This is a genomic window from Enterobacter sp. SECR19-1250 (genome assembly GCF_013391025.1).
Taxonomy (GTDB): domain Bacteria; phylum Pseudomonadota; class Gammaproteobacteria; order Enterobacterales; family Enterobacteriaceae; genus Enterobacter; species Enterobacter cloacae.
The window spans coordinates 1-25,831 of sequence record NZ_JACASJ010000077.1 but is presented as its reverse complement, the minus strand read 5'-3'; the positions used below and the strand labels follow the sequence as shown (position 1 = coordinate 25,831).

Below are 25,831 nucleotides of genomic sequence, written 5' to 3'. Positions count from 1 at the left end.
ACAACCCGCTACGGGGGAGACTTACCCGAAATCTGATTTATTCAACAAAGCCCCAGCGCAGAAGCAAAATCAGAAGACAATGAAAGTGAAATAAAAGCCATTTGCCGCAACCATAAATCTGAAACCCGGGAAAAAATTGCCTCCCTCACCGGTATTGCCGATGAGGCTATTAACACGCAGATTTTAATGCTGATAGACGGTGCCATCATACATGCGCAAATGGGTATGGATACCAAAGAGGTGGTCAGCCAGTTGCGAAGGGGACTTGAAGCGCTGATACCGCGCTAATTACGGCTTTGCGTGCGCAGCCAAACCTCGGGAATGGCTGCGCCGTACGATTCAGATCTTAGTGAGGCTTTGCAGGAATTCGTCCACCTGCTGAGGAGTGGCTGAATCGGCCTGATAGAGGATATCGAGCGTCACGTTTTTAAGGCCACAGAAGCCAAACACCCCTTCAACAATCTGGGTCTGAATGGCACCGGAATAACCGTGCTTATCGAACCCGGCCAGATCGCTGCCCGCCGTTGCGACCAGGCGCACGGGCACATCACGTAAATTACCCACGATGCGACCATCTTCAGCCACTTTATAGGCCCAGTTCACGGTCAGCACCCGATCAAACCAGCCTTTCAGAAGGGCGGGAACGGACCACCAGTAAATCGGGAAGACAAATACCAGCATATCCGCGCGCTCGACACGCTACTGCTCGCGCAGCACCTCGTCCGGCAGCGCGCGGGCATCGCCGTGGTAGAGGTCAAGGTCGGGACGAATCATGGTCGGGGAAAAACCTTCGGCATGCAGATCGGCTATTTCAACCTGCGTACCCTGTTCCTGTAACTTCCCGGCAATTCGCTGCGCGAGGGATTGGGATAACGAATTTTCGACCGGGTGAGCCGTCACGATCAGGGCAGTATTGATGACGTTTGATGCAGACATAGAGACCTCAACAGGGTGAGTGAAGATGTCTCTATGTTACTATTGGTAACTTAACTGTCAATCTGGCAGGGCACTCATTTTGTGCTGTCCAGATAGGTATTGAGGACGCCGGTCATCGCGCCGCTGAGCATCTCTTCCGCAACGTTACGCGCGAGGATCCCATTTCCGGCAGCCGTACTGAGCGCATCCGCGGCCCCAATAATGGCCGTCAGGGCCGCTTCACCTGTTACCCCTTGCAGCACAATAAAAGGGGCAAGCGCCATCCGCAGGCAGTCTGCGCAGTCGGCCACGCAGGCCTCGCGGAAAATCTGCAGCGCCCGCGAGCCGGACAGAGCCGCCGCTATGGGGCCCGTTTCGGGGCCCGCAGAGATCGCGCAGTCGATATACGCGGCGCTGAAAAAACGGATCGTCTGTGCCAGCGTTTTATTGTCTCTGTTCAACGTCTCGCGAAATTTCTTAAGCTGCCTGTCGCTGAAGTCCTGGTAGAGTGCCATCAGCAGCCCTTCACGATCGCCAAAATGATCGTAAGGAATGGGTTTGGTGACGTTGGCGCGCTCGGCCAGGAAACCCAGCGTAAGGGCCTCAGTGCCTTGCTGGCGCACAATTCCGCGCGCGACTTCCAGCAGCTGTGCGCGGCGTTCTTCTTTTCTTAAGCGCTTAACAACCATCTTTTCCTCAAATCAGTTAACTACTAAAGGTAGTTTACACGCCTTACTGAACGGATGAGAAGCTCATTGCGCGGCTTTTTCCTGCTGAGCCATGTCGAGCACGCTGGCGCTTGCCGGGTCGAACAGCGCAAGGCTCTCAATCTGGTTGAGCATAATCACCTTTCTGAAATCCATCGCACTTCTGGGCTCAGAGTCGAGGGTGATGTCATGCCCGTCATACCATTTGCTGTAGTTATTTTCGATGCGAAAATTCATCGTCTGGCGATCGCGATAGCCACTTAGCATGGGAATAAGCACGATATTGGCCGTTTTCTCATATTCCAGCGTCGCCGTATGGATCAGATCATGCCGACATAGATACGCCCCGACCGTAGCGTCACCTGCGCCAGCTCGCCTTGCTCCATGCACTGATAAAGCAGTTGTTCAATCCCGCTCGCCTGCGCCAGGCGCTTATAGAGCTTTTTCCTGCCTTCACCGTCCAGTCGGGCGCTGCCCGCCCAGTTTGAGCGATAAAGACAAAACAGGATGGCGAAGGCCAGCATCACCACCACGGGTGCCTGGATACCCAGGAAACTCCAGTTCATAAAGTCCATCTGCCAGTCGGCATAACGCTCTGACGTAAAGTGGAAGGTGTTGTCAGCCGCGGAGAGGGCGAGCAGCAGCAGCCAGAGCAGCCCGGTGGCGATCACACCTTGCAGAACGAAGATCGAGCCGTAAAGGGCAACCAGAAAATAGACATCCCAGCCGAAGGATCGCTTGATTTTGAAGCGGGTAGAGAGGTCGCGGCTGGTGTACCAGTACCCGCAGACCATCAGCACCATAAATATCGCCGTTCCCATATTACGCCCTCTTTAACGCATTGACGTGGCGCAGAAAATCCTGGCGTACCTCGTTGCTTTTATAGTTCACCGAGGCATTACCATCCTGGTCGATGATAATCCGGTCGCCATCCTCAACGGCTTCAATGATTTCCTGCTGACTCATCACCTGAAGTAACGATTCCGGGCTGGAGAAAAGGGAGAGAAAGAAACGTCTCATGGCATGTCATCCTTATGAATAAAAAGAATAAGCCTGGAAGAGAACGGGGGAATTTACCTTAGGGTTAACCTGAAAAAAAGCCCGATGGCGGTAAGACCTTATTGCGCCTCAACTTCTGGCACGAAGGTGACTTACTCAACTCACTGATAATTAAAATAATAAAAATATATTTCTGCACAAACTTGGACAAATAACTCGAATTGTGTAAGTTTTAATTATGCGCTTACGCTACGTTGTTTACCGCCAGGATGTGACCCATGAACCTTTTGCCTGACGTCATCAGTCGGTTTGTTGATTACTACACCGCGCTGGATTCCCAGCCGCCCTCGGCGCTGGCGGGGCTTTACCATCCCGATGCCACGCTTATCGATCCGTTTGGTGAACATAACGGCCTGTTCGCCCTGCAGCGCTATTTCACCCATCTGCTGGCGAATGTCGAACACTGCCGTTTCACGCTTGATTCCCCTTTGATTGGCGAGCATCGCTTTGTTGTCACCTGGGTCATGCACTGGTCGCACCCGCGCATTGCCGGTGGCGATCCTCTGGAACTGCCTGGCTGCTCCGTGGTGGACGTGGAAAAGGATCGGATTATTCGCCAGCGGGACTACTACGATGCCGGAGAGATGATCTACGAACATCTGCCTTTGCTTGGCTGGGCGGTTCGCGGCGTGAAGCGGAGGGTGAAATCATGATGACGGTCTTGATCACCGGCGCCAGTTCAGGCATTGGGGCGGGGCTGGCGCAATCTTTTGCCCGTGACGGTCACCATGTCATCGCCTGCGGGCGGGATCCGGCGCGTCTGGAAGCCCTGCATCAGCACAGTTCAAACATTACGGTACGCCTGTTCGATATGACAGACAGGGACGCCTGTCGCCAGGCGCTGACGGGCTGCGCGGCCGACCTGACGATCCTCTGTGCCGGAACCTGCGAATATCTGGAACACGGCGTGGTGGACGCCGCGCTGGTAGAGCGGGTGATGACCACTAACTTTCAGGGGCCTGTCAATTGCCTTGCCGCGCTGCAGCCACAGCTTGTGGCCGGTAACCGCGTGGTGCTGGTGAGCTCTATGGCCCACTGGCTGACGTTTCCACGCGCTGAAGCGTACGGCGCATCCAAAGCCGCGCTCACCTGGTTTGCGCAGAGCCTGCGTCTCGACTGGGAGCCAAAAGGGATTGCGGTCACCGTGGTATCGCCCGGTTTTGTCGACACCCCGTTGACCCGCAAAAATGATTTCGCCATGCCGGGCAGGGTGAGCGTTGAAGAGGCGGTAAAAGCCATTCGCCGTGGCCTGGAAAAAGGGAAAAACCACATCGCGTTTCCGGCGGGATTTGGTCTGACGCTGCGGCTGCTTTCCGGGCTGCCAGCGTACTTACAGCGCGCACTGCTGCGCAGGATGGTGCGCTCATGAAGATCGCCATAATCGGCAGCGGCATCGCCGGGTTGACCTGCGCCTGGCGCCTTGCCGGGCATCATGAGGTCACCCTGTTTGAAGCCGGTGCCACCCCCGGCGGCCATACCGCCACGGTTGACGTGCCGACGCCACAGGGTACCTACGCCATCGACACCGGTTTTATCGTCTACAACGACCGCACCTATCCGCGCTTTATGGGGCTGCTGAGCGAGCTGGGCATCAGCGGGCAAAAAACGCAGATGAGCTTCTCGGTACACAATCCGCAGAGTGGGCTGGAGTACAACGGCCACACCCTGACGACGCTCTTTGCACAACGTCGTAACCTGGTGAACCCGGCGTTCTGGCGTCTGCTTGGGGAGATTGTCCGTTTTAATCGCCTGGCGAAGCAGGCGCTGAAAGAGGTCGTGGAGCCCGGCGCGACGCTGCAAACGTTCCTGGAACAGCATCGCTTTACGCCGTTCTTTGCACGTCATTACATTCTCCCGATGGGGGCGGCCATCTGGTCGTCGTCGCTACAGGAGATGAAACGTTTTCCGCTGCCGCTCTTTTTACGCTTCTTTGAGAATCACGGTCTGCTGGATATCACTCAGCGCCCGCAGTGGTACGTGGTGCCCGGCGGCTCGCGGGAGTATATCCGCGCTATTCTGGCACAGCTGGGTGACCGGCTCACGCTGCACCTCAACGCGCCGGTGCAGCGGGTAAGCCGTGATGCACAGGGGGTCACCCTCCATCTTGAAGAATCGAGCCACCGTTTTGATCAGGTGATTTTTGCCTGTCACTCAGCCCAGGCGCTGGCCATCCTCGACGCACCTTCCGCCGCTGAGCAGGAGGTGCTGGGCGATATTGGCTGGCAGCGTAACGAGGTGGTGCTGCACAGCGATCCGCGCTGGCTGCCGGTGCGTCAGCGCGCCTGGGCCAGCTGGAACTACCGCCTGAGCGACCAGGATCAAGCCAGCGCCTGCGTAACGTACAACATGAAGATCTTGCAGGGGCTGCCCGCCGGTAGCCCGCTGTTCTGCGTCACCTTAAACCCGGAAACGCCAGTGGACGAACGCTTCGTGCTGCGGCGCTTTGTGTATGAACATCCACTGTTTAACCCGCAAAGCTGGCGGGCACAGGCGCGCCGAAGCGAAATCAACGGTCACCAGCGGAGCTGGTTCTGCGGCGCGTACTGGTACAACGGTTTTCATGAAGATGGCGTGCGCAGCGCGCTGGACGTCGTCAATGCGATAACAGCCGGGGAGGGAAACCGATGAACAGTTGCCTCTATCACGGCGTATTACGCCACCGCCGTCTCCAGCCGAAAACGCATGAGTTCAGCTACGGCGTCTTTATGGCCTGGCTCGATCTCGACGAGCTGGATAAGTTGCCCACCGTTGGCGTGCGGCGCAACCGGTTTGCCGCCGCATCGTTCCATGATGCGGATTATCCGCTGGGTTCGCCGCTTAAAGAGAACGTGCTGAATCGGCTGGAAAGCCTGACCGGCGAACGTCCTGAGGGGCGGGTGATGCTCCTGACGCAACTGCGCTACTTCGGCTTTCATTTTAATCCCGTCAATTTTTACTACTGCTATGACACGGCAGAGACGCTGCGCTGGGTGCTGGCCGAAGTGCGCAATACGCCCTGGAACGAACGACATTATTACGCCGTCAATGGTCAGCACGCCCAGCCCACGGAGAAAGCCTTTCACGTTTCTCCGTTTAACCCCATGGACATGATTTACCACTGGCGCTTCAACAACCCGGATAACACGCTGCATATGCACATTGAAAATCATCAGGCGTCAAAGGTATTTGATGCCACGCTGGCGCTTCGCCGCGCGCCGCTGACCCGCCCGGCACTGCGTGGACTGCTGCTGCGTATTCCGCTGATGACGCTCAAAACCGTTTTCGCGATTTACTGGCAGGCGCTGCGGCTGTGGCTTAAGCGCGTGCCTCTGTATAACCATCCTTTCAGCAGGAGTGAACGCTCATGACCGATCCTGTCTTTGCGCTTGAACCCGATATCCCGCGCAACGTTCGCGTCGCGCGCTGGCTGCTCTTTCGCGTGCTGAGCGGCCTTCGTGGCGGCTCGCTCACGCTGCGTGAAGGGGCGCAGACCTTTCATTTCGGTGAGCTGTCTGCCGCGCTGCATGCCGACGTTGAGATACTCAGCCCGGGCGTCTACTGGCGCGTCCTGACCGGAGGCAGCCTGGCCGCGGCGGAAGCCTGGATGGATGGCGAATGGGAAACCACGCAGCTCACGCCGCTTCTGCAACTGCTTGCGCTAAACAGCCAGGTACTGGGGCGGCTCGAAAACGGGTTCCGCCTGCTTGGCAGACCGCTGGAGCGGCTTCGCCACTGGACGCGGCGCAACTCCCGGGCGCAGGCGCGGGAAAACATTGCGGCACATTACGATCTGGGTAACGCGTTTTATGCCCATTTTCTGGACAAGGAGTTGCTCTATTCCAGCGCGCTGTTTAGCGGGGAGGAGCAGGATCTTGGCGACGCGCAGCGGGCGAAAATGGCGCGTCTGTGCGAACAGCTGGCGCTGAACCCCAGCGATCATCTGCTGGAGATTGGTACCGGCTGGGGGGCGATGGCGGAATACGCGGCCCGTCACTACGGCTGCCGGGTGACCACTACCACGCTGTCGCAGGAGCAGTATCGCTGGGCGACAGAGCGGATTGCCCGGGCCGGTCTGCAGGACCGCGTTGAGGTGTTGCTCTGCGACTATCGCGATTTAACCGGCGAGTACGACAAGCTGGTGTCGATTGAGATGATTGAAGCCGTCGGGCAACGCTATCTGCCAACGTTCTTCCGCACCTGTCAGGCGCGTCTGCGTCCGGGTGGGCGCATGGCGATTCAGGCCATCACCATTCAGGATCAGCGGTATCGCGACTACAGCAAAAGCGTGGATTTTATTCAGCGGTATATCTTCCCCGGCGGCTTTTTGCCGAGCATAACGGCGATGAATGCGCTGATGACGCGCCACACCGATTTTGTGGTGCGCAACCTGTTTGATATGGGGCCGGACTACGCGCGCACGCTGGCGCACTGGCGTCAGCGTTTTCTCCATGCCTGGCAGGAGATTGAAAAACTGGGATTTGATGAGCGGTTTCGTCGGATGTGGCTCTATTACTTTGGCTACTGCGAAGCCGGGTTTAACGCCCGCACCATCAGCGTGGTGCAACTGACCGCCGAGCGCGTATGAAACGTTACGTGCAGGTTTTCGCCCTGGCTATCGCGTTCGATCTCTACTGGACGCTGGTGGTGCTGTTTCGCGAGCGTGGCCTGATTATCTGGTGCGTGCTGGCGATCTTCGCCTGCCTGATGTTGCCGCCTGCACACCGCGTTTATGCCATTCTGCTGGCACTCGCGGGCACTCTGCTGGATGCACTCTGGGCGCTGACGGGGCTGATCGCCTTCACCGGTGAATCGCTGATGCCCGTGTGGATGGTGGCGCTGTGGCTGATGTTTGCCACCGTCTGGACGCAGCTCACCCGCACCACAACGTTACCCGGCTGGATGCTGATGCTGCTGGCTTCCGTGGGCGGTCCGGTGGCGTATCTTATCGGTGAGCGGCTCGGTGCCATCGCCTTTCTGGAGCCAACCTTTATCGTCGTCAGCTGGATGGTGCCGGGCTGGCTGGTGCTGATGCTGTTTTACCACTTGCTGACAGGGAGGCAACAATGAGAGCCGCACTCCTGTTCCTCTGGCTCATCACCCTTACGCCTTTCGCCCAGGCAACCGACTGGCTTGGCTGGCGCAAGGTGGGGGATGCCACGCTGACCTGGGGGCCTTTCACCGTTTATACCTCCCAGTTGCGCACCCCTGAAGGGCGCTACACCGGCAAGATGCAGGATCAGGCGCTCATTATCACCTACGCGCGTGACATCGACAGTGAAGACCTGATCGAGGCAACCCGCGACCAGTGGCGAGCACAGGGGGTTTTGCAGCAGGAACCGCAGAGCGAAGCCTGGCTGCGAATGCTTGCCTCGCTGTGGCCGGATGTCGGGCCGGGGGCGCAGCTGGCGTTCGTGCTTAACGATAAGCAAGGACAGTTCTGGTACCGCGCGCCTGCCGCATCGGGCACTTTCAGACCCCTGGGGCCGCCTCAGTCGCAAGCGTTCAGCACACGTTTTCTGGGGATCTGGCTTGATCCCCGCACGCAATACCCTGAGCTGCGTCAGCAGTTAATCGGAGGACAACAATGAAACGTTTTTTGATCATGGCGCTGGGTGTGACGATGTTGCTGGCAGGCTGCAGCACGGACGTGACGGAGTACCGCCAGCAGCAGCCGCGGCTTGATATATTCCACTATTTCCAGGGCAAAACGGAAGCGTGGGGGATGGTGCAGGATCGCAGCGGGAAGCAGATCCGCCGCTTCCACGTGGAGATTGCCGGGGACGTGATTGGCGACACGCTGACGCTGAATGAACATTTTGTCTACGACGATGGTGAAAAACAGCAGCGGGTATGGCATATCCGCCGCGTGGCGACCGATCGTTATGAGGGCACGGCGGGCGATATCGACGGCGTGGCGACGGGGCAGGCGGCGGGCAATGCCTTCAACTGGAGGTACAGCATGAACGTGAAGGCCAACGGCAGCACCTGGCTGCTGCACTTCGACGACTGGATGTACCTGCAGGATGGCACACACCTGTTTAATAAAACCGAGATGAAGAAATTTGGCGTCACCGTCGCCACGGTGACGCTGTTCTTTACCCGCAAGGCGTAACGTTAATCGTGGGGAGGGGCGTTTTTACTGCCTGAGTAAATGAAAAACAGCGCAATACCCAGGCAGAGGACGGCGGCCAGTCGGCTCGTCGAAAACGGAATGGCCGCATTGCCCAGCCAGCCAAAGTTATCAATCAGCATACTCATGGTGAGCTGACCAAAAATCACCGCGACCGTGGCGACGGCGGTGCCGATGCGCTGCACCGCCACGACCATGATCACAATGTACGGCACGCCAAACATCGCCCCGAGAAGCTGCCATTTCGGCACGTCCAGCAGGGTGACTGTCTGTTTTGGTTCAAAGAAAAAAATCAGCAAGGCGGTGACCAGCGCGCCAACGGAGAACGTCAGGAACGCGCTTTTGAATACGCCCACGCGGCTGCCGAGTTGCCCGTTGATCGCCGCCTGAATGCTCAGCGTCGCGCCGCCGCACACGGCCAGAATAATCATCATCAGTGTCATCGTGTTACCCCTGTGCGACCAGAATCAGTGCCGCAATAATAAAACCCAGCGCGACGATCCGTTTCGCGTTGATCTTCCTGTGCGGTGTGCCCAGCAGACCGTAATGGTCGATCAGCAGGCTTTTAAAAACCTGCCCCGCCAGAATGCCAATCATCGTCAGGGCGATGCCGATGGCCGGGGTGGCGAGGGTCAGGATCACCACGTAAACCGGGCCAAGTACCCCGCCGAGCAACTGCCAGCCAGGCTGGGCAAAAAACGACGGGCTGTTGCGCGGGCTGAAGAACAGCATCAGCAGAAACGTCAGCGCGGCGCCGACGCCAAAAATGCTGAACGTGGCCCATAAATCACCGACTTTTCCACCCAGCGGCCCCAGCAGGCCAGCCTCTACGGAAAGCCCCATCCCCCCGGCAATCACCAGTAAAATCAAAACAAGCTGCATTGTTATTCCTCCGTTTTGCAGGCGGAGAAGATTACGTCGGTCTGGTCATGAGAAAAATGCCATAATGCAGGAAACACCTTTGCAGGATATGCACGAATGTACGATGCCGGGAGCATGAACCTCCGTTCGCTGAAGATTTTTATCGCGGTTTTTGAAGCCGAAAATTTTTCCGTGGTCGCGCGCCGCGAAGGCCTTTCCGCCTCGCAGGTTTCGCGCATTATCCACCAGCTTGAGGACGCACTCGGCCAGCAGCTTTTTTACCGCAATACCCGGGCGGTGATCCCCACAGAAAGTGGTCATCTGTTTATCCGCTATGCCAGGGAGATGATGACGAGTTTTGAGGAGGCTCGTCGGGAGCTGGATGCACGTTCAACGGAGCCTTCCGGCACGATCCGCATTAATGCACCGGTCTTTTTCGGCCAGCGGCACATTGCGCCAGGGCTGCCTGGTCTGACGGCGCGCTATCCGCGGCTGAATATCGAGCTGACGCTGACCGATGATTTTATCGACCCGCACAAGAATGCCGCCGACGTGATCTTTCGCATCGGCGTGCTGACGGACTCCACCTTTCACGCGCGCATTTTTGGTCAGCAGCGCTACCATCTGGCCGCCTCGCCGGACTATCTGCGACAGCACGGCGCGCCGCAAGGGCCGGACGATCTGGCGCATCATCAATGCCTGGTCTACCGTGGTTCGTCGGGGCCTAACCGCTGGCTGTTGCGCGGTGCTGGGGAGGAGTGGGTGCACTACCCGGTGATGCCATTAATGACGTCAAATAATGCGGAATCGCTGCTTGCTGCCGCGCTGGGCGGGATGGGAATTGTGCTGTTTCCGGACTGGCTGATTGGGGACCGCGTGCAGCAGGGCGAACTGGTCGCACTCCTGCCAGGGCTGGAGTGCGCCATTCATACGGAGCCCCTGAATATTGCGGCGATCTACCCAAACGCGCGGCATCCGCCCCTTAACGTCAGGGCGGTGATTGATCATTACGTCGGGTGTTTCGGTACGCCGCTCTACTGGCAAACGCAGGGCAGGTGATTACGCGCCAAGCTCGTTGCGGATAATCGCGGCTCCGGCGCTCAGCGCCTTCAGCTTACCGTTGGCAACCTGACGGGAAAGCGGCGCCATACCGCAGTTGGTTGACGGGTAAAGCTTGTCGGCATCGACAAACTGCAGCGCTTTACGCAGGGTGTCAGCCACTTCTTCCGCGGTTTCAATAGTGTTGGTTGCCACGTCGATGGCGCCTACCATCACTTTTTTGCCGCGGATCAGCTCCAGCAGATCCATCGGCACGCGGGAGTTGTGACACTCCAGCGAGATGATGTCGATATTCGATGTCTGAAGCTTAGGAAACGCCTCTTCATACTGGCGCCATTCTGAGCCAAGGGTCTTTTTCCAGTCGGTATTGGCCTTGATGCCGTATCCGTAGCAGATGTGCACCGCAGTTTCGCATTTCAGCCCTTCAATGGCACGCTCCAGCGCCGCAATCCCCCAGTCGTTGACCTCATCAAAAAAGACGTTAAATGCCGGCTCATCAAACTGAATGATATCGACACCTGCGGCCTCTAACTCTCTTGCCTCCTGATTGAGGATTTTAGCGAACTCCCAGGCCAGCTTTTCGCGGCTTTTATAGTGCGCGTTGTAAAGAGTGTCGATCATGGTCATTGGCCCCGGCAGGGCCCACTTGATTGGCTTATCCGTGAGCTGGCGTAAGTATTTTGCGTCGTCCACGAACACCGGTTTTTGACGCGCCACGGCGCTGACCACCGTCGGCACGCTCGCATCGTAGCGGTTACGAATGCGCACGGTCTGACGGTTTTCAAAATCCACGCCGCTGAGGTGTTCAATAAAGGTGGTCACAAAGTGCTGGCGCGTCTGTTCGCCATCGCTGACGATATCAATCCCCGCGCGGATCTGCTCATCAAGCGATAAACGCAGCGCATCCTGCTTACCGGCCAGTAACTCCTGATCCTCTAATTTCCACGGTGACCACAGCGTTTCAGGTTGTGCAAGCCAGGTTGGCTTAGGCAGGCTGCCAGCGGTTGACGTCGGGAGCAATGTTTTCATATGTATAACCCTTTTAAATTCGATTAATTAACGCGCGTAGTTATCAGACCACTGCTCGAGTACGTGTTTGTAAGGTTTGATAAATTGTTCTTCCGTGAATTTACCCTGCTCAATGGCCAGCTGGCTGCGTTCGACACGGTCGTAAACAATTTTGGTTAATGAGTGATCCTGCTGATTCAGGTCGGGGTGATAGCAGTGTCCTGCTGCCGAGTTAGCGTTATAAATTTCCGGGCGATAGATCTTCTGGAACGTCTCCATCGTGCTGATGGTGGCGATCAGTTCAAGATTGGTGTAATCACTGAGCAAATCGCCGGTGAAGAAGAAGGCAAACGGCGCCACGCTGTTTTCAGGCATGAAATAGCGTACCTTCAGGCCCATTTTCGCGAAGTACTGCTCCGTCAATGACTCGCCATCCGGCGTGTACTCAATGCCCAGCACCGGGTGCTGGTTACCCGTGCGACGATAAGTGTCTTTGCTGGACACGCTCAGGCAAATCACCGGTGCTTTTTTGAAATTCTCACGGTATTCCGGCGAATTAACAAAATGGCGGAAGATATTGCCGTGCAAGACACCAAACTTCTCCGGAATGGTGAAATGGGGCTGGTTTTTATTATGCTCCAGCAGCAGGACGCTGAAATCGTAATCGCGTACGTAAGAGGAGAAGTTATTGCCGACAATACCGTCGATGCGTTCGTTGGTTTTTTTATCGACGATTGTGGTTTGCAATATTTCAATGGCCGGGAAGGTTTTCTCCGCACCAATATTCAGATCCACAGAGACGATCTCAAGCTCGACCGCGTAACGATCGGCATTGGGGTTATCCCAGCGCGCCAGAGCGTTAAAGCGGTTATTGATCATCACCAGAGTATTACGCAGGTTCTCCTGACGCTTTTCCCCGCGGGCGAGGTTGGCAAAGTTGGTGGTCGTACGCGTATTCTCTGACGGGTTATAATTTTCATCGAAGCAACTGCGCTTAAGGGTAAATGTAAAAGCTTTACTCATCTTGGTTATGCATCCTAAGTTCATGTTGCCAGGAAGTTATCAATGCATAATTTATGCCTGACACGGTGGCGCAGGGGAAGTGACTTAATTTCACAGCAACATGAGCGAACTTCATGAACTGCTCAGTTCCAGTTATACTGCCCAAAATTTCCAACCGGTTTAAACACACTCATGACAAAACTCACCTTACAAGAGCAGATGCTGAAAGCGGGCTTAGTCTCCAGCAAGAAAATGGCCAAAGTTCAGCGCACGGCCAAGAAATCCCGCGTGCAGGCGCGTGAGGCCAGAGAGGCGGTAGAAGAGAACAAAAAAGCGCAGCTTGAGCGTGACAAACAGTTGAGCGAGCAGCAAAAACAGGCCGTGCTCGCCAAAGAGTTTAAGGCGCAGGTGAAGCAGTTGATTGAGATGAACCGCATCACGGTGGCAAAAGGCAACATCACCTTTAACTTCACCGACGGCAATCTGATCAAAAAAATCGAGGTGGATAAGGCAACCCAGACCCAGTTGATTAACGGTCGTCTGGCCATCGCACGTCTGGTGATTAACGCTAATGGCGACTGCGAATACGCCATTATCCCGGCGGTGGTGGCGGATAAAATTGCCCAGCGCGATGCCGACAGTATTGTGTTAAACAGCGCCCTGAGTCAGGAAGAGCTGGATGAAGACGATCCGTATGCCGATTTCAAAATCCCTGACGATTTGATGTGGTAAGACGGTTCAGAACGGTGCGGTGTGACGGGCGTTAACCGGCTCGGCGCTCACCGGATGAATAAAATTCAACTGACTGGCATGCAGCATCAGCCTCGGCGTTGTTCCGCTGCCAGGCCACGCCCGTCCCCCATATAAATCGCAGCCTAAAATCGGGTGGCCCAGCAGCTGACAGTGAATGCGCAACTGGTGGGTTCGCCCCGTTTCAGGCGTCAGTTCTACCCGCGTGAGCGGCATCGCCGCGTTTTGATGCAGGCGTTCCATCACCCGATAGCGGGAACGGGCGGGTTTGCCGTTAACGGCACAGATCGACATCAGCGGAAACAGCGCCGGATCTTTGGCAATCGGCGCATCAATTATCCCTTCATCGTTTTCCAGGTGGCCGCAAAGCAGAGCGCTGTAGACTTTTTCCACGCTGCGCTGGCTGAACTGCTGGCACAGCGCGGCGTTGATCGACTTATTACGTGCAATCACCATCAGGCCGGACGTGCCAAAATCCAGGCGATGCACCAGCGTGCAGCCAGGAAAGTTTTGAACCAGACGATAGTGCACCGAATCGAGATTTTGCGGATTCTTGCCCGAGAGGCTAAGCAGACCGGAAGGTTTATTGATCAGCAGCAGATGTTCATCCTGCCAGAGGATCTCAATGTCGTCATGACACGGTGGGGCAATAAAAGAATCAATAATCGCAGACATCAGGCCGCCCGGCTGGAGAGTGGGAGCGGATGATAACGAAATGCGGGAGAAAAGAAAAACCCTCTCACCGGGCGGTGAGAGGGGGAAATCTTAGGCAGCCACCAGGCTGTCGATCGCGGCTTTCGCGTCGGTCTGTGCTTTGGTCGCCACTTCAGGACCGTAAGCGATACCTTCTGCAAACACGAAGTTCACGTCGGTGATCCCGATGAAGCCCAGGAACAGGCTCATGTACGGCGCAACCAGGTCGGTTGGGGTATCTTTATGAATACCGCCACGGCTGGTCAGCACGATGGCACGCTTGCCTTTCACCAGACCTTCCGGGCCATTTTCGGTGTAACGGAAGGTAACGCCAGCGCGAGCCACCAGGTCGAAGTAGTTCTTCAGCTGGGTTGGGATATTGAAGTTGTACATTGGGGCGTTGATCACGATTACGTCGTGCGCCTGCAGTTCTGCAATCAGCTCATCAGAGAGCGCCAGGGCTTCCTGCTGGCGTGGGCTCAGCGGTGCATCGCTCGGACGCAGCGCGCCAACCAGCTCGCCATCCAGCACAGGAATTGGGTTTGCAGCCAGGTCACGCACGGTGATTTGGTCTGCGGAATGGTGTTCACGCCACTGTTCAACGAAGTAATCAGACAGCTGACCAGACTGAGAGTACCCTGCCAGAATACTGGATTTCAAAACTAATACTTTGCTCATGGGTGATTCCTGTTTTGCATTTGATTGAAGGGGGTTGCCCCGTTGCTTGTTGACACTTTATTCACAATCCTGCCACAGAGATAGCGCAATATATCGAAGCCTATGTTCGAATTTTTTGAATAAGGCGTGGAAAGCGCTGATGTGGTACTCTATAGCAATCATTACAAAGAGATTTTATCCGGCAGTGCACTGCCCGTTAATGCTATGACAGAACAACAAAAACTGACCTTCCCGATGCTCCTGCAACAGCTTGATTCACTGATGCTGCGCGATAAACAGCGCTTTGCTCGCCGCTTGCACGGGGTGAAGAAGGTTAAAAATCCTGATGCACAACAGGCCATTTTCCAGGAGATGGCGAAAGAGATTGAACAGGCGGCAGGGAAAGTTGTGCTGCGCGAAGCGGCACGTCCGGCAATCACCTATCCTGAAAATCTGCCCGTCAGTCAGAAGAAGCAGGAGATCCTCAACGCCGTGCGCGACCACCAGGTGGTGATCGTGGCGGGGGAGACCGGCTCGGGGAAAACCACACAGCTGCCAAAAATCTGTATGGAGCTCGGCCGCGGAGTGAAGGGCCTGATTGGTCATACCCAGCCGCGTCGTCTGGCGGCGCGTACCGTGGCGAACCGTATTGCCGAGGAGCTGCAAACGGAGCCGGGCGGCTGCATCGGTTATAAGGTGCGTTTCAGCGACCATGTGAGCGATAACACCATGGTCAAGCTGATGACCGACGGTATCCTGCTGGCGGAAATTCAGCAGGATCGTCTGCTGATGCAGTACGACACCATCATTATTGATGAGGCGCACGAGCGCAGTCTGAACATCGACTTCCTGCTCGGCTACCTTAAAGAGCTACTGCCGCGTCGCCCGGATCTGAAAATTATCATCACCTCCGCGACCATCGACCCGGAGCGTTTCTCAAAACATTTCAATAACGCACCGATTATTGAAGTTTCCGGTCGTACCTATCCGGTAGAAGTGCGCTATCGCCCGATCGTGGAGGAGGCGGAGGATACCGAGCGCGACCAGTTGCAGGCTATTTTCGATGCCGTTGACGAACTGGGCAATGAGAGCGCGGGCGACATTCTGATCTTTATGAGCGGCGAGCGTGAGATCCGCGATACCGCCGACGCGCTCAGCAAGCGCGATCTGCGCCACACGGAAATTTTGCCGCTTTACGCACGTCTCTCCAACAGTGAACAGAACCGCGTGTTCCAGCCACACAGCGGGCGCCGCATCGTGCTGGCAACCAACGTGGCGGAAACCTCGCTGACCGTGCCGGGCATCAAGTATGTGATTGATCCGGGTACGGCGCGTATCAGCCGCTACAGCTACCGCACCAAGGTACAGCGTCTGCCGATTGAGCCGGTTTCACAGGCGTCGGCCAACCAGCGTAAAGGGCGCTGTGGACGTGTGTCGGAGGGGATCTGTATTCGTCTCTATTCAGAAGACGATTTCCTCTCCCGCCCGGAGTTTACCGACCCGGAAATCCTGCGCACCAACCTGGCTTCCGTCATCCTGCAGATGACCGCGCTGGGGCTGGGCGATATCGCCGCTTTCCCGTTTGTCGAAGCGCCGGACAAACGCAATATTCAGGATGGCGTACGCCTGCTGGAAGAGCTGGGGGCGATCACCACCGACGAGCAGGCCACCGCGTATAAACTGACGCCGCTGGGACGGCAGCTCAACCAGTTGCCGGTGGACCCGCGTCTGGCGCGCATGGTGCTGGAAGCGCAAAAACACGGCTGTGTGCGCGAGGCGATGATCATCACCTCGGCGCTCTCCATTCAGGATCCGCGTGAACGGCCAATGGACAAACAGCAGGCGTCGGATGAAAAACACCGTCGCTTCCACGACAAAGAGTCGGATTTCCTTGCCTTCGTGAACCTGTGGAACTACCTCGGCGAGCAGCAGAAAGCGCTGTCATCTAACCAGTTCCGCCGTCAGTGCCGCGTGGATTTCCTCAACTACCTGCGCGTGCGCGAGTGGCAGGATATTTACACCCAACTGCGCCAGGTGGTGAAAGAGCTCGGTATTCCGGTGAACAGTGAACCGGCGGAGTACCGCGAGATTCACATCGCATTGCTGACCGGACTGCTGTCCCATATCGGCATGAAGGACGCCGAAAAACAGGAGTATACCGGTGCGCGCAACGCCCGTTTCTCCATCTTCCCCGGCTCCGGGTTGTTCAAGAAACCACCCAAGTGGACCATGGTTGCTGAACTGGTGGAAACCAGCCGTCTGTGGGGGCGTATTGCCGCGCGTATCGATCCGGAATGGGTAGAGCCGGTGGCGCAACACCTGCTGAAACGCTCATACAGTGAACCGCACTGGGAGCGCGCGCAGGGGGCGGTGATGGCAACCGAAAAAGTGACCGTCTACGGCCTGCCGGTGGTGGCCGCGCGTAAGGTCAACTACAGCCAGATTGACCCGGCGCTGTGCCGCGAGCTGTTTATCCGCCACGCGCTGGTGGAGGGCGACTGGCAGACGCGTCACGCCTTCTTCCGTGAAAACCTCAAGCTGCGTGCCGAAGTGGAAGAGCTGGAGCACAAATCCCGTCGTCGCGACATTCTGGTGGATGACGAGACGCTGTTCGAATTTTACGACCAGCGCATCAGCCACAATGTCATTTCCGCCCGTCACTTTGACAGCTGGTGGAAGAAGGCCAGCAAAGAGACGCCGGACCTGCTCAACTTTGAAAAGAGCATGCTGATTAAAGAAGGAGCGGAGTCGGTCAGTAAGCTCGACTACCCGAACTTCTGGCATCAGGGCAACCTTAAGCTGCGGCTGACCTATCAGTTTGAGCCGGGAACGGACGCGGATGGTGTCACCGTTCATATCCCGCTGCCACTGCTAAACCAGGTGGATGAGAGTGGATTTGAGTGGCAAATTCCCGGCCTGCGCCGCGAACTGGTGATTGCGCTGATCAAATCGCTGCCGAAACCGGTGCGGCGTAACTTTGTTCCGGCCCCTAACTACGCCGAAGCGTTTTTAGGCCGCGTCACGCCGCTGGAGATGCCGCTGCTGGATGCGCTGGAGCGTGAGTTCCGCCGCATGACCGGTACCACCATTGACCGCGAAGACTGGAACTGGGATCAGGTGCCCGATCACCTGAAAATCACCTTCCGCGTGGTGGACGATAAAAACAAGAAGCTGCAGGAAGGCCGTTCGCTCACCGCGCTGAAAGAGGCGCTGAAAGGCAAAGTGCAGGAGACCTTGTCCGCGGTGGCGGATGATGGGATTGAGCAGAGCGGGCTGCACATCTGGAGCTTTGGTCAGCTCCCCGAAAGCTACGAGCAAAAACGCGGCAACTACAAAGTGAAGGCCTGGCCTGCGCTGGTGGATGAGCGCGACAGCGTGGCGATCAAGCTGTTTGATAACCCGCAGGAACAGCAGCAGATGATGTGGCGCGGGCTGCGCCGCCTGCTGCTGCTCAACATCCCGTCGCCGATCAAGTATCTGCACGAGAAGCTGCCGAACAAAGCCAAGCTGGGGCTGTACTTTAACCCGTACGGCAAAGTGCTGGATCTGATCGACGACTGCATCTCCTGCGGCGTGGACAAGCTGATCCACGAGGCGGGCGGTCCGGTCTGGTCAGAAGAGGGCTTTGCTCAGCTTCATGAAAAGGTACGCGCGGAGCTGAACGACACCGTGGTCGATATTGCCAAACAGGTCGAGCAGATCCTCACCACCGTGTTCAATATCAACAAACGCCTGAAAGGGCGCGTGGATATGACCATGGCGCTGGGGCTTTCGGATGTCAAAGCGCAGATGGCGGGCCTGGTGTACCGGGGCTTTGTCACCGGCAATGGCTTCAACCGTCTCGGCGACACGCTGCGTTACCTGCAGGCGATTGAAAAACGGCTGGAGAAAATGGCCATCGATCCGCATCGTGACCGTGCCCAGATGCTGAAAGTTGAAAACGTGCAGCAGGCGTGGCAGCAGTGGTTAAACAAACTGCCACCGGCACGTCGTGACGATGAAGACGTTCAGGCGATCCGCTGGATGATCGAAGAGTTACGCGTCAGCTTCTTTGCCCAGCAGCTCGGTACGCCGTATCCGATTTCGGATAAACGTATTTTGCAGGCGATGGAGCAGATTTCGGCTTAACACCCTGTTTTCTCCCTCTCCCGGTGGGAGAGGGCCGGGGTGAGGGCATCAGGCCGCACAATTTTCACCCGTTCACAATTGCCAGCGTAAACCCATCCCACCCCTTAACCCCGACCGTTTGCAGCGCGGTGGCGGTTAAGCGTGGATTGTCCCCCATCATCTCGATAAACCGGCGAACACCCTGCACGCGCTCGTCGTCGCTTTGGCCGTTAATCACTTCGCCATCGCGCACCACGTTATCGCCGATAATCACCGTGCCGGGGCGGGAGTAGTGCAACGCCCATTCGAGGTAGCCGGGATTGTTTGGCTTATCAGCATCAATAAAGATCAGGTCGAACGGCGGAACGTCGCCGAAATTTTCCAGAGAAGTCAGTGCCGGGCCTTCGATGAGTTCAATGCGTTGGTTGAGACCGGAAAGCTGAATATTCTGCCGCGCCACGCGGGCATGCGTGGAATCGGCCTCAAGCGTAATCAGCTTTCCGTCCGGCGGCAGGGCGCGCGCCATCCAGATTGAACTGTAAGCACCCAGCGTTCCGATCTCCAGAACGCGCCGCGCCTGCGTCATGCGCACGAACAGTGCCAGCAGCTGCCCCTGATTGGCCGCAACATCGTGTTCGGGGAGTCCGGCGCGTTGGTTGTTTTCCAGTACCTTGCTCAGTACCTCATCTTCAGGAATAAGCGACGAAATCATGAAATTATCAACTGCAGACCACTGTTGTTGCATAAATTGTCTCCTGAGGGGGAATCGCCGGGTGGCGGCTGCGCCTTACCCGGCCTGTGTGACGAAATCCAGGCCCGTTAAGCGCCTTCAGACATTGACCCAACCGCCGCCCAGCGCTTTATACAAATCAATCTGCGCCAGCAGCAGGTTATTTTTCACCTGCACCACGTTGGTTTGCACCGAGTAAAGTGTACGCTGTGCGTCGAGCACATCCAGATAAGATGAATAGCCGTTGCGATAGCGGTTCTGCGCAATGCGCAGCGTCTCCTGGGCCACCTCCTGCTGGGCCAGCAGTTCGCTAAGTTGTTCCTGATAACGCGTAATGGCGTCAAGGCTGTTGTTCACTTCGGCAAACGCATTGCGCACGGTTTTCTCATAGGCGTACAGCGCCTGATTACGCTGCGACTGGGAGATATCCACCTGCGCATTCAGCGCCTGGCGGTTCAGCAGCGGGGCGAGAATACTGCCGCCTGCGCTCCAGAGCTGCAGAGGGTTGTCCAGCAGGCCGGAAAGGGTGCGATCCTGAATCGATCCGGTCGCCGTCAGGTTGATCGACGGCAACAGGCTGGCGCGCGAGGCAGCAAGGCTGGCATCGGCCGCAATAAGCTGACGCTCCGCCTGAACGATGTCAGGTCGTCGGTTAAGCAACGATGACGGCAGCTGTGAAGGCAGCCTGAGCGGGGTAAGCGTGCTGAAGCTTTCACTGCGCGCCACCTCGCCCGGGTTACTGCCCAGCAGCAGACTCAGGGCATTCTCTTGCTGCGCGATCTGATGCTGCAGCAGCGGCACCTGCGCCCGGGTGGCCCGCAGCTCAGAGTCAGACTGCATCAGCTCCAGGCGCGAACTGTAGCCCGTTTCAAACTGCCGTTTAGCAAGATTAAATGCCTCTTCGCGTGATTTCAGCGTGGATTCGGTGACGCGAAGCTGTTCATCAAGCGAGAGCAGGGTGACATACCCGGAGGCCACCGACGAGGCGACAGTTAAATCTGCGGCAGCGGCGGCGGCTTTTTGCGCCTCCAGCGAGGCCTGCGCGGCATTGGCCGTGCTGCGGTTGACGCCCCAGATATCCACATCATAGCTGGCGGTGAGGCTGCCTTTGTACAGCGTACTGTATACCGGTAACCCCGTGGCGGCCGATTGCGTCCGGGCGCGGGTGCCGGTTACGCCCGCATCCAGCGACGGAAACAGGCTGCCGTCAGCGGCATAGACTCTTGCCTGATACTCATTGATCCGTTCGCGGGCGATCAGCACGTCGCTGTTATTTTTCAGCGCCTGATCCACGTAGCGGTTGAGGTTGTTGTCGTGAAAATTTCGCCACCACAGCTGTTCAGGCGCGCTGGCAGGGCCGGATGCCGCCCGCCACTGGGCAGGAATATGCAGTGACGGTTGGGCAGGTTTTACATCCACCGACTGGCATCCGGCAAGCAGAACGGCAACCAGCAGGCTGGCTAGCGGGCGAAGGGTCATTGCTTCGCCTCCCGCGTATCAATGGTCACCTGTACCGACATGCCAGGACGTAGCAGTGCTGACTCTTCAGGTTTACCCAGCACTTCGATACGCACCGGAATACGCTGGGCGATTTTGACAAAGTTCCCGGTGGCGTTATCCGGCGTGATGGCACTGAATTCGACGCCGGTCGCCGGGGAGATGCTCTCCACGCGGCCCTGATAGGCTTTGTTATTGAGCGCATCGACGGTAAATTTCACCGGCTGGCCCACGCGCAGCTCCGCGAGCTGGGTCTCTTTAATATTGGCGATCACCCAGTGCTGCGGCGGCACCAGGGTGGTGAGATGCGTCCCGGCCGTCACATACGCGCCCAGACGCACCGCGATCTGCCCCAGCTGGCCGTCACGCGGCGCCACAATGCGGGTGTTTTGCAGGTCGATTTGCGCCAGCTCCAGCGCCGCTTTGGCGTTTTCCACATCCGCCTCCAGCGCACCGCGATTCACAATCACCGTCTGCAGATCCTGGCGCGACATCTCAAGCGTCGCTTTGGCCTGCTCAATATCGGCGCTGCCCTGGGCCGCGCTGGCCAGCGCCGCGTCGCGTTCGCGGATGGAGAGCGAGCCGTCAGCCGTCAGATCTTTCACCCGCTTTAAATCCGCCTGGGTTTTCAGACTCTGGGCGCGGGCATTTTTCAGCGCAGCGTCATTTTTTGCGATGACGGCTTCAGCGCTTTTACGCTGCTGGAGATTGTTATTCAGGGCGGCAATTTTCATCGCCAGCTGCGCCTCGGCCTGATGTACCCGCTGGCGATAGATACGGTCATCGATCTGCAGCAGCAGCTCGCCTTTTTTAACCTGCGCGAAATCCTGTACCTTCACCTCGGTGATATAGCCATTTACCTGCGGGCTGATGAACGTGGTCTGGCCGCGCACGTAAGCGTTATCGGTAAACTGTGCGTGGCGGGTGAACGGCGGGAGCTGCCACGCGTAAAGGATCACCAGCACGCCGACAATACCGATGGCAGCGGCGGTGAAAACGGAAACAATGCGCACATTTTTGCGGGTGTTGGCCTGCTCTTTGGCGGCATCCTGCTGACTCATAAACTCTCCAGAAATATTTCAATTATTTGTTGCCGGTGGCGTTCTTAAGCGCCATACGGGCAGTGATGCGCAGGCGCAGCAAGCGCCATAAAATCCAGATCAGCGTGGCCGCGGCAATACTCGCGGTCAGTAAATAGGTGTCGTTGTAAGCCAGAATGTTTGCCTCGAGGGCGGTCACTGTCTGCAACTGGGTGATCGCCTGCGTGCCCAGCGGGGCGCTGTCGCCAATCAGGCTTTTTTACATCTGGGTATAAAGTTGAATCCGCTCGTTGACCAGCGGATTGAGCGTGGTGAGCTGGTCCGCCAGCAGGCTGGAGTGATACTTTTCGCGCCAGGTCTGGAAGGTACCGAGAATAGCCGAGCCCAGCAGGCCGCCGAGGTTCTGGCTCATGCCGAACATTACCGAGAAGCTCACCAGATTACGCGGGTCGGCGATGACGCCGCCAATGGCGGCCAGCATCGCGGGGGCGAGGAAGAAGGCACTGCCAAAGCCCAGCAGGAACTGGCTGAGCATCAACTGATCCGGGCGCGTCAGGTTGTTGGACTGGCTGTCCAGCAGCGAGGCGACAATCATCAGCACCAGGGAGGTGATAATCGGCCATGCCAGTTTGGTCGGTTTAATGGTCAGACAGCTGGTGACGATCCCGCAGACGATCCCGGCAAATATGGACCACGCCAGGTGCGTCATCTGCTCGTTCTGTAACCCTACGTACTGCAGCCAGCCGATGACGCCGGTGTTTTGCTCGGCCAGCACGATGCGGATCAGCAGCATAATCAACCCAAGGCGCACAATACTGCCGCTCGACAGCCAGCGGGTGTTCAGCAGCGGGTTACTGCGGTTATGTTCGAACACGATGGCGGAAACAATCAGCACCAGCGAGAGCGCCAGCGACCAGCCGATCCACGGCGCTTCAAACCACCAGTCCAGACGGCCCAGCGACAGCACCGCGCACAGCAGCGCCATACCCGGTGCCAGTAAAAAGAAGGTGATAAAGTCTTTTTTCTCAAAGACCTTACGCCGATCGCCCGGCGGCAGTTTCAGCGCAATCACGCACGCCAGCGAGATGAGGGCCAGCCCCAGCTCGAAGAAATAGAGCCCGCGCCACTCATCAAGCTGCAGCAGCTCGGTTGAAAAGAGTCGCGTCAGCGGAATGGCCAGCGACGAGCCGGTGATGCCAATGGTCAACGCCTTCAGGCGGTGTTTTGCCGGCCAGGCCTGGATCTGGTAATAAATGCCCAGCGAACTGAGCGCGGCGGCCACCATCCCGTGTGCGGCGCGCACCATCAGCGCCGAGCTAAGATCGTTGACAAACAGGTGGAAAAAAGTGACCAGCACATACAGCACCAGAAAACCTTCGGTGAAGGCGCGCAGACCGTACTGCTGGCGGAATTTCACCAGCAGCAGGTTAATGGAGATATTGGTCATCACATAGACCGCCGGTAGCCAGGCGATCTCGGTTGACCAGGCGCCGAAGGTGCCCTGCAAATTTTGCAGGTTGGCGGTGACCACCGCATTCCCCAGGGCGCCCGTCAGGCAAACCAGCAGACCGACAACACCATAGGCAATCCGCTTTGGCGTGCTGTGCTCCGGCGTGGAGGGGGAACCCAGCAGGGCGGGTTTCTCGTGTGGCTGCCACTCGCGAGGAGCATAAGGGTCGCGTTCGGGCAGGCGCATAACGTCGTTTACCTTTGATAAAATGGAAGAATTAACAGGCTGGCGATTCTACGTCTGCCGTAAAACATAATACAAGTGAATATGATTTACGCATGTTAATCAAATGTTGAACTGAAGGTTTTAGGAAAAAGAGCGGCCTTATCTCTGGCACTTTAGGAATCAACGCCTGTTTTGACGCGACAAGTGCGGTACGCTAATCCAAATGCTGTAAGGAGGTTATGATGATACCGACAATTTTTCCCTGTTTGCCCGGCAGCACGCTCAGTGCCGTAAACACGGTTGGGCAGTGGCTGGTGCAGGATGACCTGCAACCGGGTAAGTCCGTGGATATGGTGATTCTGGCGGGGAATGCCGTCATTCCAACCATCGAAGCTGCCTGCCGTCTGGCGGCGGAGCAGGGGGTGCCCATGATCATTAGCGGAGGCATCGGACACTCCACCACTTTTCTCTATGCCGCAATTGCGAAACATCCGCGCTATCACACCATTCCCACCACGGGCCGGGCAGAGGCGGCTATCCTGGCGGATATCGCCCGTCAATTCTGGCAGATCCCGGCCGACCGGGTGTGGGTGGAAGATCAATCAACGAACTGCGGGGAGAACGCCCGCTTTAGCCGCGAATTAATGAAGCACCATCAGTTTGCCCCTGAAAGGGTGCTGGTGGTGCAGGATCCAACCATGCAGCGCCGTACCATGGCAACGTTCGCCCGCGTATGCCGGGACGAACCCGTATCGCCGGAATGGGTCAGCCACGCGGGCTTTACGCCCGTCCTGCAAAACGGCGACGATGGACTGGTGTTCAGCGATTCCGGTGAAGGGCTATGGCCGGTGGAACGTTATTTGTCGTTGGTGCTGGGGGAACTGCCGCGCCTGCGCGACGACGTTAACGGTTACGGTCCGGCAGGGCGTGATTTTATTGCCCATGTGGAGATACCTGATGAGATTGCGGCGGCGTGGAATATCTTACGCAACGATGTCATTTTGACCGATGCGCTGGTAAGCCGATCTCTGTTGTGAATGTGGACGCAAAAAAATACCGGGCCAGCGTTTGCCGCTGACCCGGTATTGAATAAAGCGCGAATAATTACAGATAAACCAGCGTCATGGTGTTCTGGCCGTCCAGTGGGGTATCGTCGGTAATGGCCAGGGTGGAGGTATCCCAAATCACCAGGTTGGTCACGAAGTTAAAGTTAGCCGTGGTGATAGCCAATGGGGTGCCGGTTTCAGCAAAGGCGATGGTCTGGAAAGTATCGCTGCGTGGAATACCGGAATATTTCCAGCTTGTTGCGGACCAGTCGTGGTTATGCCCAATAGGGTCTACAGTTTTACCGTCTGCGGTGGTACCGGTCATCCACATGCCGTAGTTACCGATCTTTTTCCCGTCGTTCGTGAAACCAACGCCATAAGTATAATATTTATTTGTAATATTCTTATTCTTCCCAATATCAACAGGAAGTTGTGCGTTGCTGTCGCTGCGATTATCGGTGATAGTGAAACCTATTTTGGTTGGCGCAGAGCAATTTATGGTCACAGGTATCTGTTTCTGACCGAGTTGATTATGTGAGTTTTCGGATAACTCACCGAGACGAATAAAGCCGTAATCGATAACACCGCCGTTACCCAGCTCAGCAGTACATGCTGCGTTGGTTAATGTACCTTTAACCTTAATAACAGCAGTTCCGGCTGCAAAAGCTGATGTGGTGCTCAACGCGATGGCTGTAGCCAGAATGATTTTTTTCATCCTTGATTTTTCCTTTTCATGAATATAAGACATGCGGGAATGATAAGTGAACGCAGCGATGGCGTTCCCATTCACCTGGCGGAAATAATATTGAGTATTGAGTTTTTGGTATATTTATTAAAGTTGAATTTATTTTGTAGAAAAACTGGTGATGCTGCCAACTTACTGATTTAGTGTATGATGGTGTTTTTGAGGTGCTCC

At 56.7% G+C, this 25,831-nt stretch carries 24 protein-coding genes and 3 pseudogenes; 12 read left to right on the top strand and 15 right to left on the bottom strand.

What is annotated here, in order from left to right:
* Window positions 1–339: 339 nt before the first annotated feature.
* The 4 genes and pseudogenes from HX884_RS18395 to HX884_RS18380 all read right to left on the bottom strand — a co-directional run bounded on the left by HX884_RS18395 (window position 340) and on the right by HX884_RS18380 (window position 2,642).
* Window positions 340–936 (bottom strand): annotated as a pseudogene (locus HX884_RS18395) (NAD(P)H-dependent oxidoreductase).
* 74 nt (window positions 937–1,010) lie between these two features.
* Entirely contained in the window at window positions 1,011–1,604 is a 594-nt protein-coding gene (locus tag HX884_RS18390; RefSeq protein WP_038419347.1) for a TetR/AcrR family transcriptional regulator, read from the bottom strand.
* 63 nt (window positions 1,605–1,667) lie between these two features.
* A pseudogene (locus tag HX884_RS18385) lies at window positions 1,668–2,443 on the bottom strand (hypothetical protein).
* 1 nt (window position 2,444) lies between these two features.
* Window positions 2,445–2,642: a hypothetical protein gene (locus HX884_RS18380; RefSeq protein ID WP_013096722.1), complete on the bottom strand. Its 198-nt coding sequence runs from the start codon at window positions 2,640–2,642 to the stop codon at window positions 2,445–2,447.
* A 257-nt stretch (window positions 2,643–2,899) separates the two neighbouring features.
* Between HX884_RS18380 and HX884_RS18375 the strand changes: the two genes are divergently transcribed.
* Genes HX884_RS18375 through HX884_RS18340 form a run of 8 tightly spaced genes read left to right on the top strand, consistent with a single transcriptional unit; the run spans window position 2,900 to window position 8,772 of the window.
* Window positions 2,900–3,334 (top strand): nuclear transport factor 2 family protein, encoded by a 435-nt coding sequence (locus HX884_RS18375; RefSeq protein ID WP_178328585.1) that lies wholly within the window; start codon window positions 2,900–2,902, stop codon window positions 3,332–3,334.
* Window positions 3,331–4,050 (top strand): SDR family NAD(P)-dependent oxidoreductase, encoded by a 720-nt coding sequence (locus HX884_RS18370; protein ID WP_061771633.1) that lies wholly within the window; start codon window positions 3,331–3,333, stop codon window positions 4,048–4,050. The genes HX884_RS18375 and HX884_RS18370 overlap by 4 nt, the downstream gene beginning before the upstream one ends.
* Complete coding sequence (locus HX884_RS18365; RefSeq protein ID WP_178328584.1) at window positions 4,047–5,309, top strand: NAD(P)/FAD-dependent oxidoreductase; 1,263 nt, start codon at window positions 4,047–4,049, stop codon at window positions 5,307–5,309. Before HX884_RS18370 ends, HX884_RS18365 begins: the two co-directional genes overlap by 4 nt.
* Entirely contained in the window at window positions 5,306–6,028 is a 723-nt protein-coding gene (locus HX884_RS18360) for a DUF1365 domain-containing protein (RefSeq protein ID WP_178328583.1), read from the top strand. Before HX884_RS18365 ends, HX884_RS18360 begins: the two co-directional genes overlap by 4 nt.
* Window positions 6,025–7,245 carry a cyclopropane-fatty-acyl-phospholipid synthase family protein gene (locus HX884_RS18355; RefSeq protein WP_038419352.1) on the top strand — a complete coding sequence of 407 codons (1,221 nt, stop codon included), beginning with the start codon at window positions 6,025–6,027 and terminating at the stop codon, window positions 7,243–7,245. Before HX884_RS18360 ends, HX884_RS18355 begins: the two co-directional genes overlap by 4 nt.
* Window positions 7,242–7,727: a DUF2878 domain-containing protein gene (locus tag HX884_RS18350; protein WP_013096716.1), complete on the top strand. Its 486-nt coding sequence runs from the start codon at window positions 7,242–7,244 to the stop codon at window positions 7,725–7,727. The genes HX884_RS18355 and HX884_RS18350 overlap by 4 nt, the downstream gene beginning before the upstream one ends.
* Window positions 7,724–8,248, top strand: a complete 525-nt coding sequence (locus HX884_RS18345) for a hypothetical protein (protein WP_178328582.1) — start codon at window positions 7,724–7,726, stop codon at window positions 8,246–8,248. The genes HX884_RS18350 and HX884_RS18345 overlap by 4 nt, the downstream gene beginning before the upstream one ends.
* Entirely contained in the window at window positions 8,245–8,772 is a 528-nt protein-coding gene (locus HX884_RS18340; RefSeq protein WP_020688129.1) for a DUF3833 domain-containing protein, read from the top strand. The genes HX884_RS18345 and HX884_RS18340 overlap by 4 nt, the downstream gene beginning before the upstream one ends.
* A 2-nt stretch (window positions 8,773–8,774) precedes the next feature.
* On the opposite strand, the gene HX884_RS18335 is transcribed toward HX884_RS18340, so the two are convergent.
* Window positions 8,775–9,233, bottom strand: a complete 459-nt coding sequence (locus HX884_RS18335) for a DMT family transporter (RefSeq protein WP_045901127.1) — start codon at window positions 9,231–9,233, stop codon at window positions 8,775–8,777.
* 4 nt (window positions 9,234–9,237) lie between these two features.
* A complete protein-coding gene (locus HX884_RS18330; protein WP_013096712.1) occupies window positions 9,238–9,672 on the bottom strand; it encodes a DMT family transporter in 435 nt (144 codons plus the stop codon).
* A 96-nt stretch (window positions 9,673–9,768) separates the two neighbouring features.
* Between HX884_RS18330 and HX884_RS18325 the strand changes: the two genes are divergently transcribed.
* Window positions 9,769–10,710 (top strand): LysR family transcriptional regulator, encoded by a 942-nt coding sequence (locus HX884_RS18325; protein ID WP_058683531.1) that lies wholly within the window; start codon window positions 9,769–9,771, stop codon window positions 10,708–10,710.
* On the opposite strand, the gene HX884_RS18320 is transcribed toward HX884_RS18325, so the two are convergent.
* Together HX884_RS18320 and HX884_RS18315 are read right to left on the bottom strand one after the other, a co-directional pair.
* Window positions 10,711–11,739, bottom strand: coding sequence for a methionine synthase (locus HX884_RS18320; RefSeq protein ID WP_178328581.1), 1,029 nt, complete (start codon window positions 11,737–11,739; stop codon window positions 10,711–10,713).
* Window positions 11,740–11,766: 27 nt separating this feature from the next.
* Window positions 11,767–12,741: a DUF1852 domain-containing protein gene (locus tag HX884_RS18315; protein WP_178328580.1), complete on the bottom strand. Its 975-nt coding sequence runs from the start codon at window positions 12,739–12,741 to the stop codon at window positions 11,767–11,769.
* Window positions 12,742–12,912: 171 nt separating this feature from the next.
* On the opposite strand from HX884_RS18315, the gene HX884_RS18310 reads away from it, so the two are divergent.
* Window positions 12,913–13,452 carry a DUF2058 domain-containing protein gene (locus HX884_RS18310; RefSeq protein WP_178328579.1) on the top strand — a complete coding sequence of 180 codons (540 nt, stop codon included), beginning with the start codon at window positions 12,913–12,915 and terminating at the stop codon, window positions 13,450–13,452.
* Window positions 13,453–13,458: 6 nt separating this feature from the next.
* Here the strand turns inward: HX884_RS18310 and HX884_RS18305 are convergent, their stop codons facing one another.
* The gene (locus tag HX884_RS18305) at window positions 13,459–14,145 is read right to left on the bottom strand and encodes an RluA family pseudouridine synthase (protein ID WP_178328578.1); all 687 of its coding nucleotides are present in this window, start codon (window positions 14,143–14,145) and stop codon (window positions 13,459–13,461) included.
* Between the two features lie 90 nt (window positions 14,146–14,235).
* On the bottom strand, window positions 14,236–14,841 hold the full coding sequence (gene azoR, locus HX884_RS18300) for an FMN-dependent NADH-azoreductase (protein ID WP_013096706.1): 606 nt from the start codon (window positions 14,839–14,841) through the stop codon (window positions 14,236–14,238).
* A gap of 204 nt (window positions 14,842–15,045) precedes the next feature.
* Between azoR and hrpA the strand changes: the two genes are divergently transcribed.
* On the top strand, window positions 15,046–18,948 hold the full coding sequence (gene hrpA, locus HX884_RS18295; protein ID WP_178328577.1) for an ATP-dependent RNA helicase HrpA: 3,903 nt from the start codon (window positions 15,046–15,048) through the stop codon (window positions 18,946–18,948).
* 64 nt (window positions 18,949–19,012) lie between these two features.
* Here hrpA and HX884_RS18290 read toward each other — a convergent pair whose 3' ends face one another.
* The 4 genes and pseudogenes from HX884_RS18290 to HX884_RS18275 all read right to left on the bottom strand — a co-directional run bounded on the left by HX884_RS18290 (window position 19,013) and on the right by HX884_RS18275 (window position 23,890).
* Complete coding sequence (locus HX884_RS18290; RefSeq protein ID WP_178328576.1) at window positions 19,013–19,672, bottom strand: O-methyltransferase; 660 nt, start codon at window positions 19,670–19,672, stop codon at window positions 19,013–19,015.
* 84 nt (window positions 19,673–19,756) lie between these two features.
* Window positions 19,757–21,136: an efflux transporter outer membrane subunit gene (locus HX884_RS18285; RefSeq protein WP_045901132.1), complete on the bottom strand. Its 1,380-nt coding sequence runs from the start codon at window positions 21,134–21,136 to the stop codon at window positions 19,757–19,759.
* Window positions 21,133–22,215 (bottom strand): HlyD family secretion protein, encoded by a 1,083-nt coding sequence (locus HX884_RS18280; RefSeq protein ID WP_013096702.1) that lies wholly within the window; start codon window positions 22,213–22,215, stop codon window positions 21,133–21,135. Before HX884_RS18280 ends, HX884_RS18285 begins: the two co-directional genes overlap by 4 nt.
* A gap of 22 nt (window positions 22,216–22,237) precedes the next feature.
* Window positions 22,238–23,890 (bottom strand): annotated as a pseudogene (locus tag HX884_RS18275) (MFS transporter).
* A 221-nt stretch (window positions 23,891–24,111) separates the two neighbouring features.
* Between HX884_RS18275 and HX884_RS18270 the strand changes: the two are divergent.
* Complete coding sequence (locus HX884_RS18270; RefSeq protein WP_178328586.1) at window positions 24,112–24,906, top strand: YdcF family protein; 795 nt, start codon at window positions 24,112–24,114, stop codon at window positions 24,904–24,906.
* A gap of 67 nt (window positions 24,907–24,973) precedes the next feature.
* Here the strand turns inward: HX884_RS18270 and HX884_RS18265 are convergent, their stop codons facing one another.
* Window positions 24,974–25,630 (bottom strand): DUF1120 domain-containing protein, encoded by a 657-nt coding sequence (locus HX884_RS18265; RefSeq protein WP_178328575.1) that lies wholly within the window; start codon window positions 25,628–25,630, stop codon window positions 24,974–24,976.
* Between the last annotated feature and the right edge of the window lie 201 nt (window positions 25,631–25,831).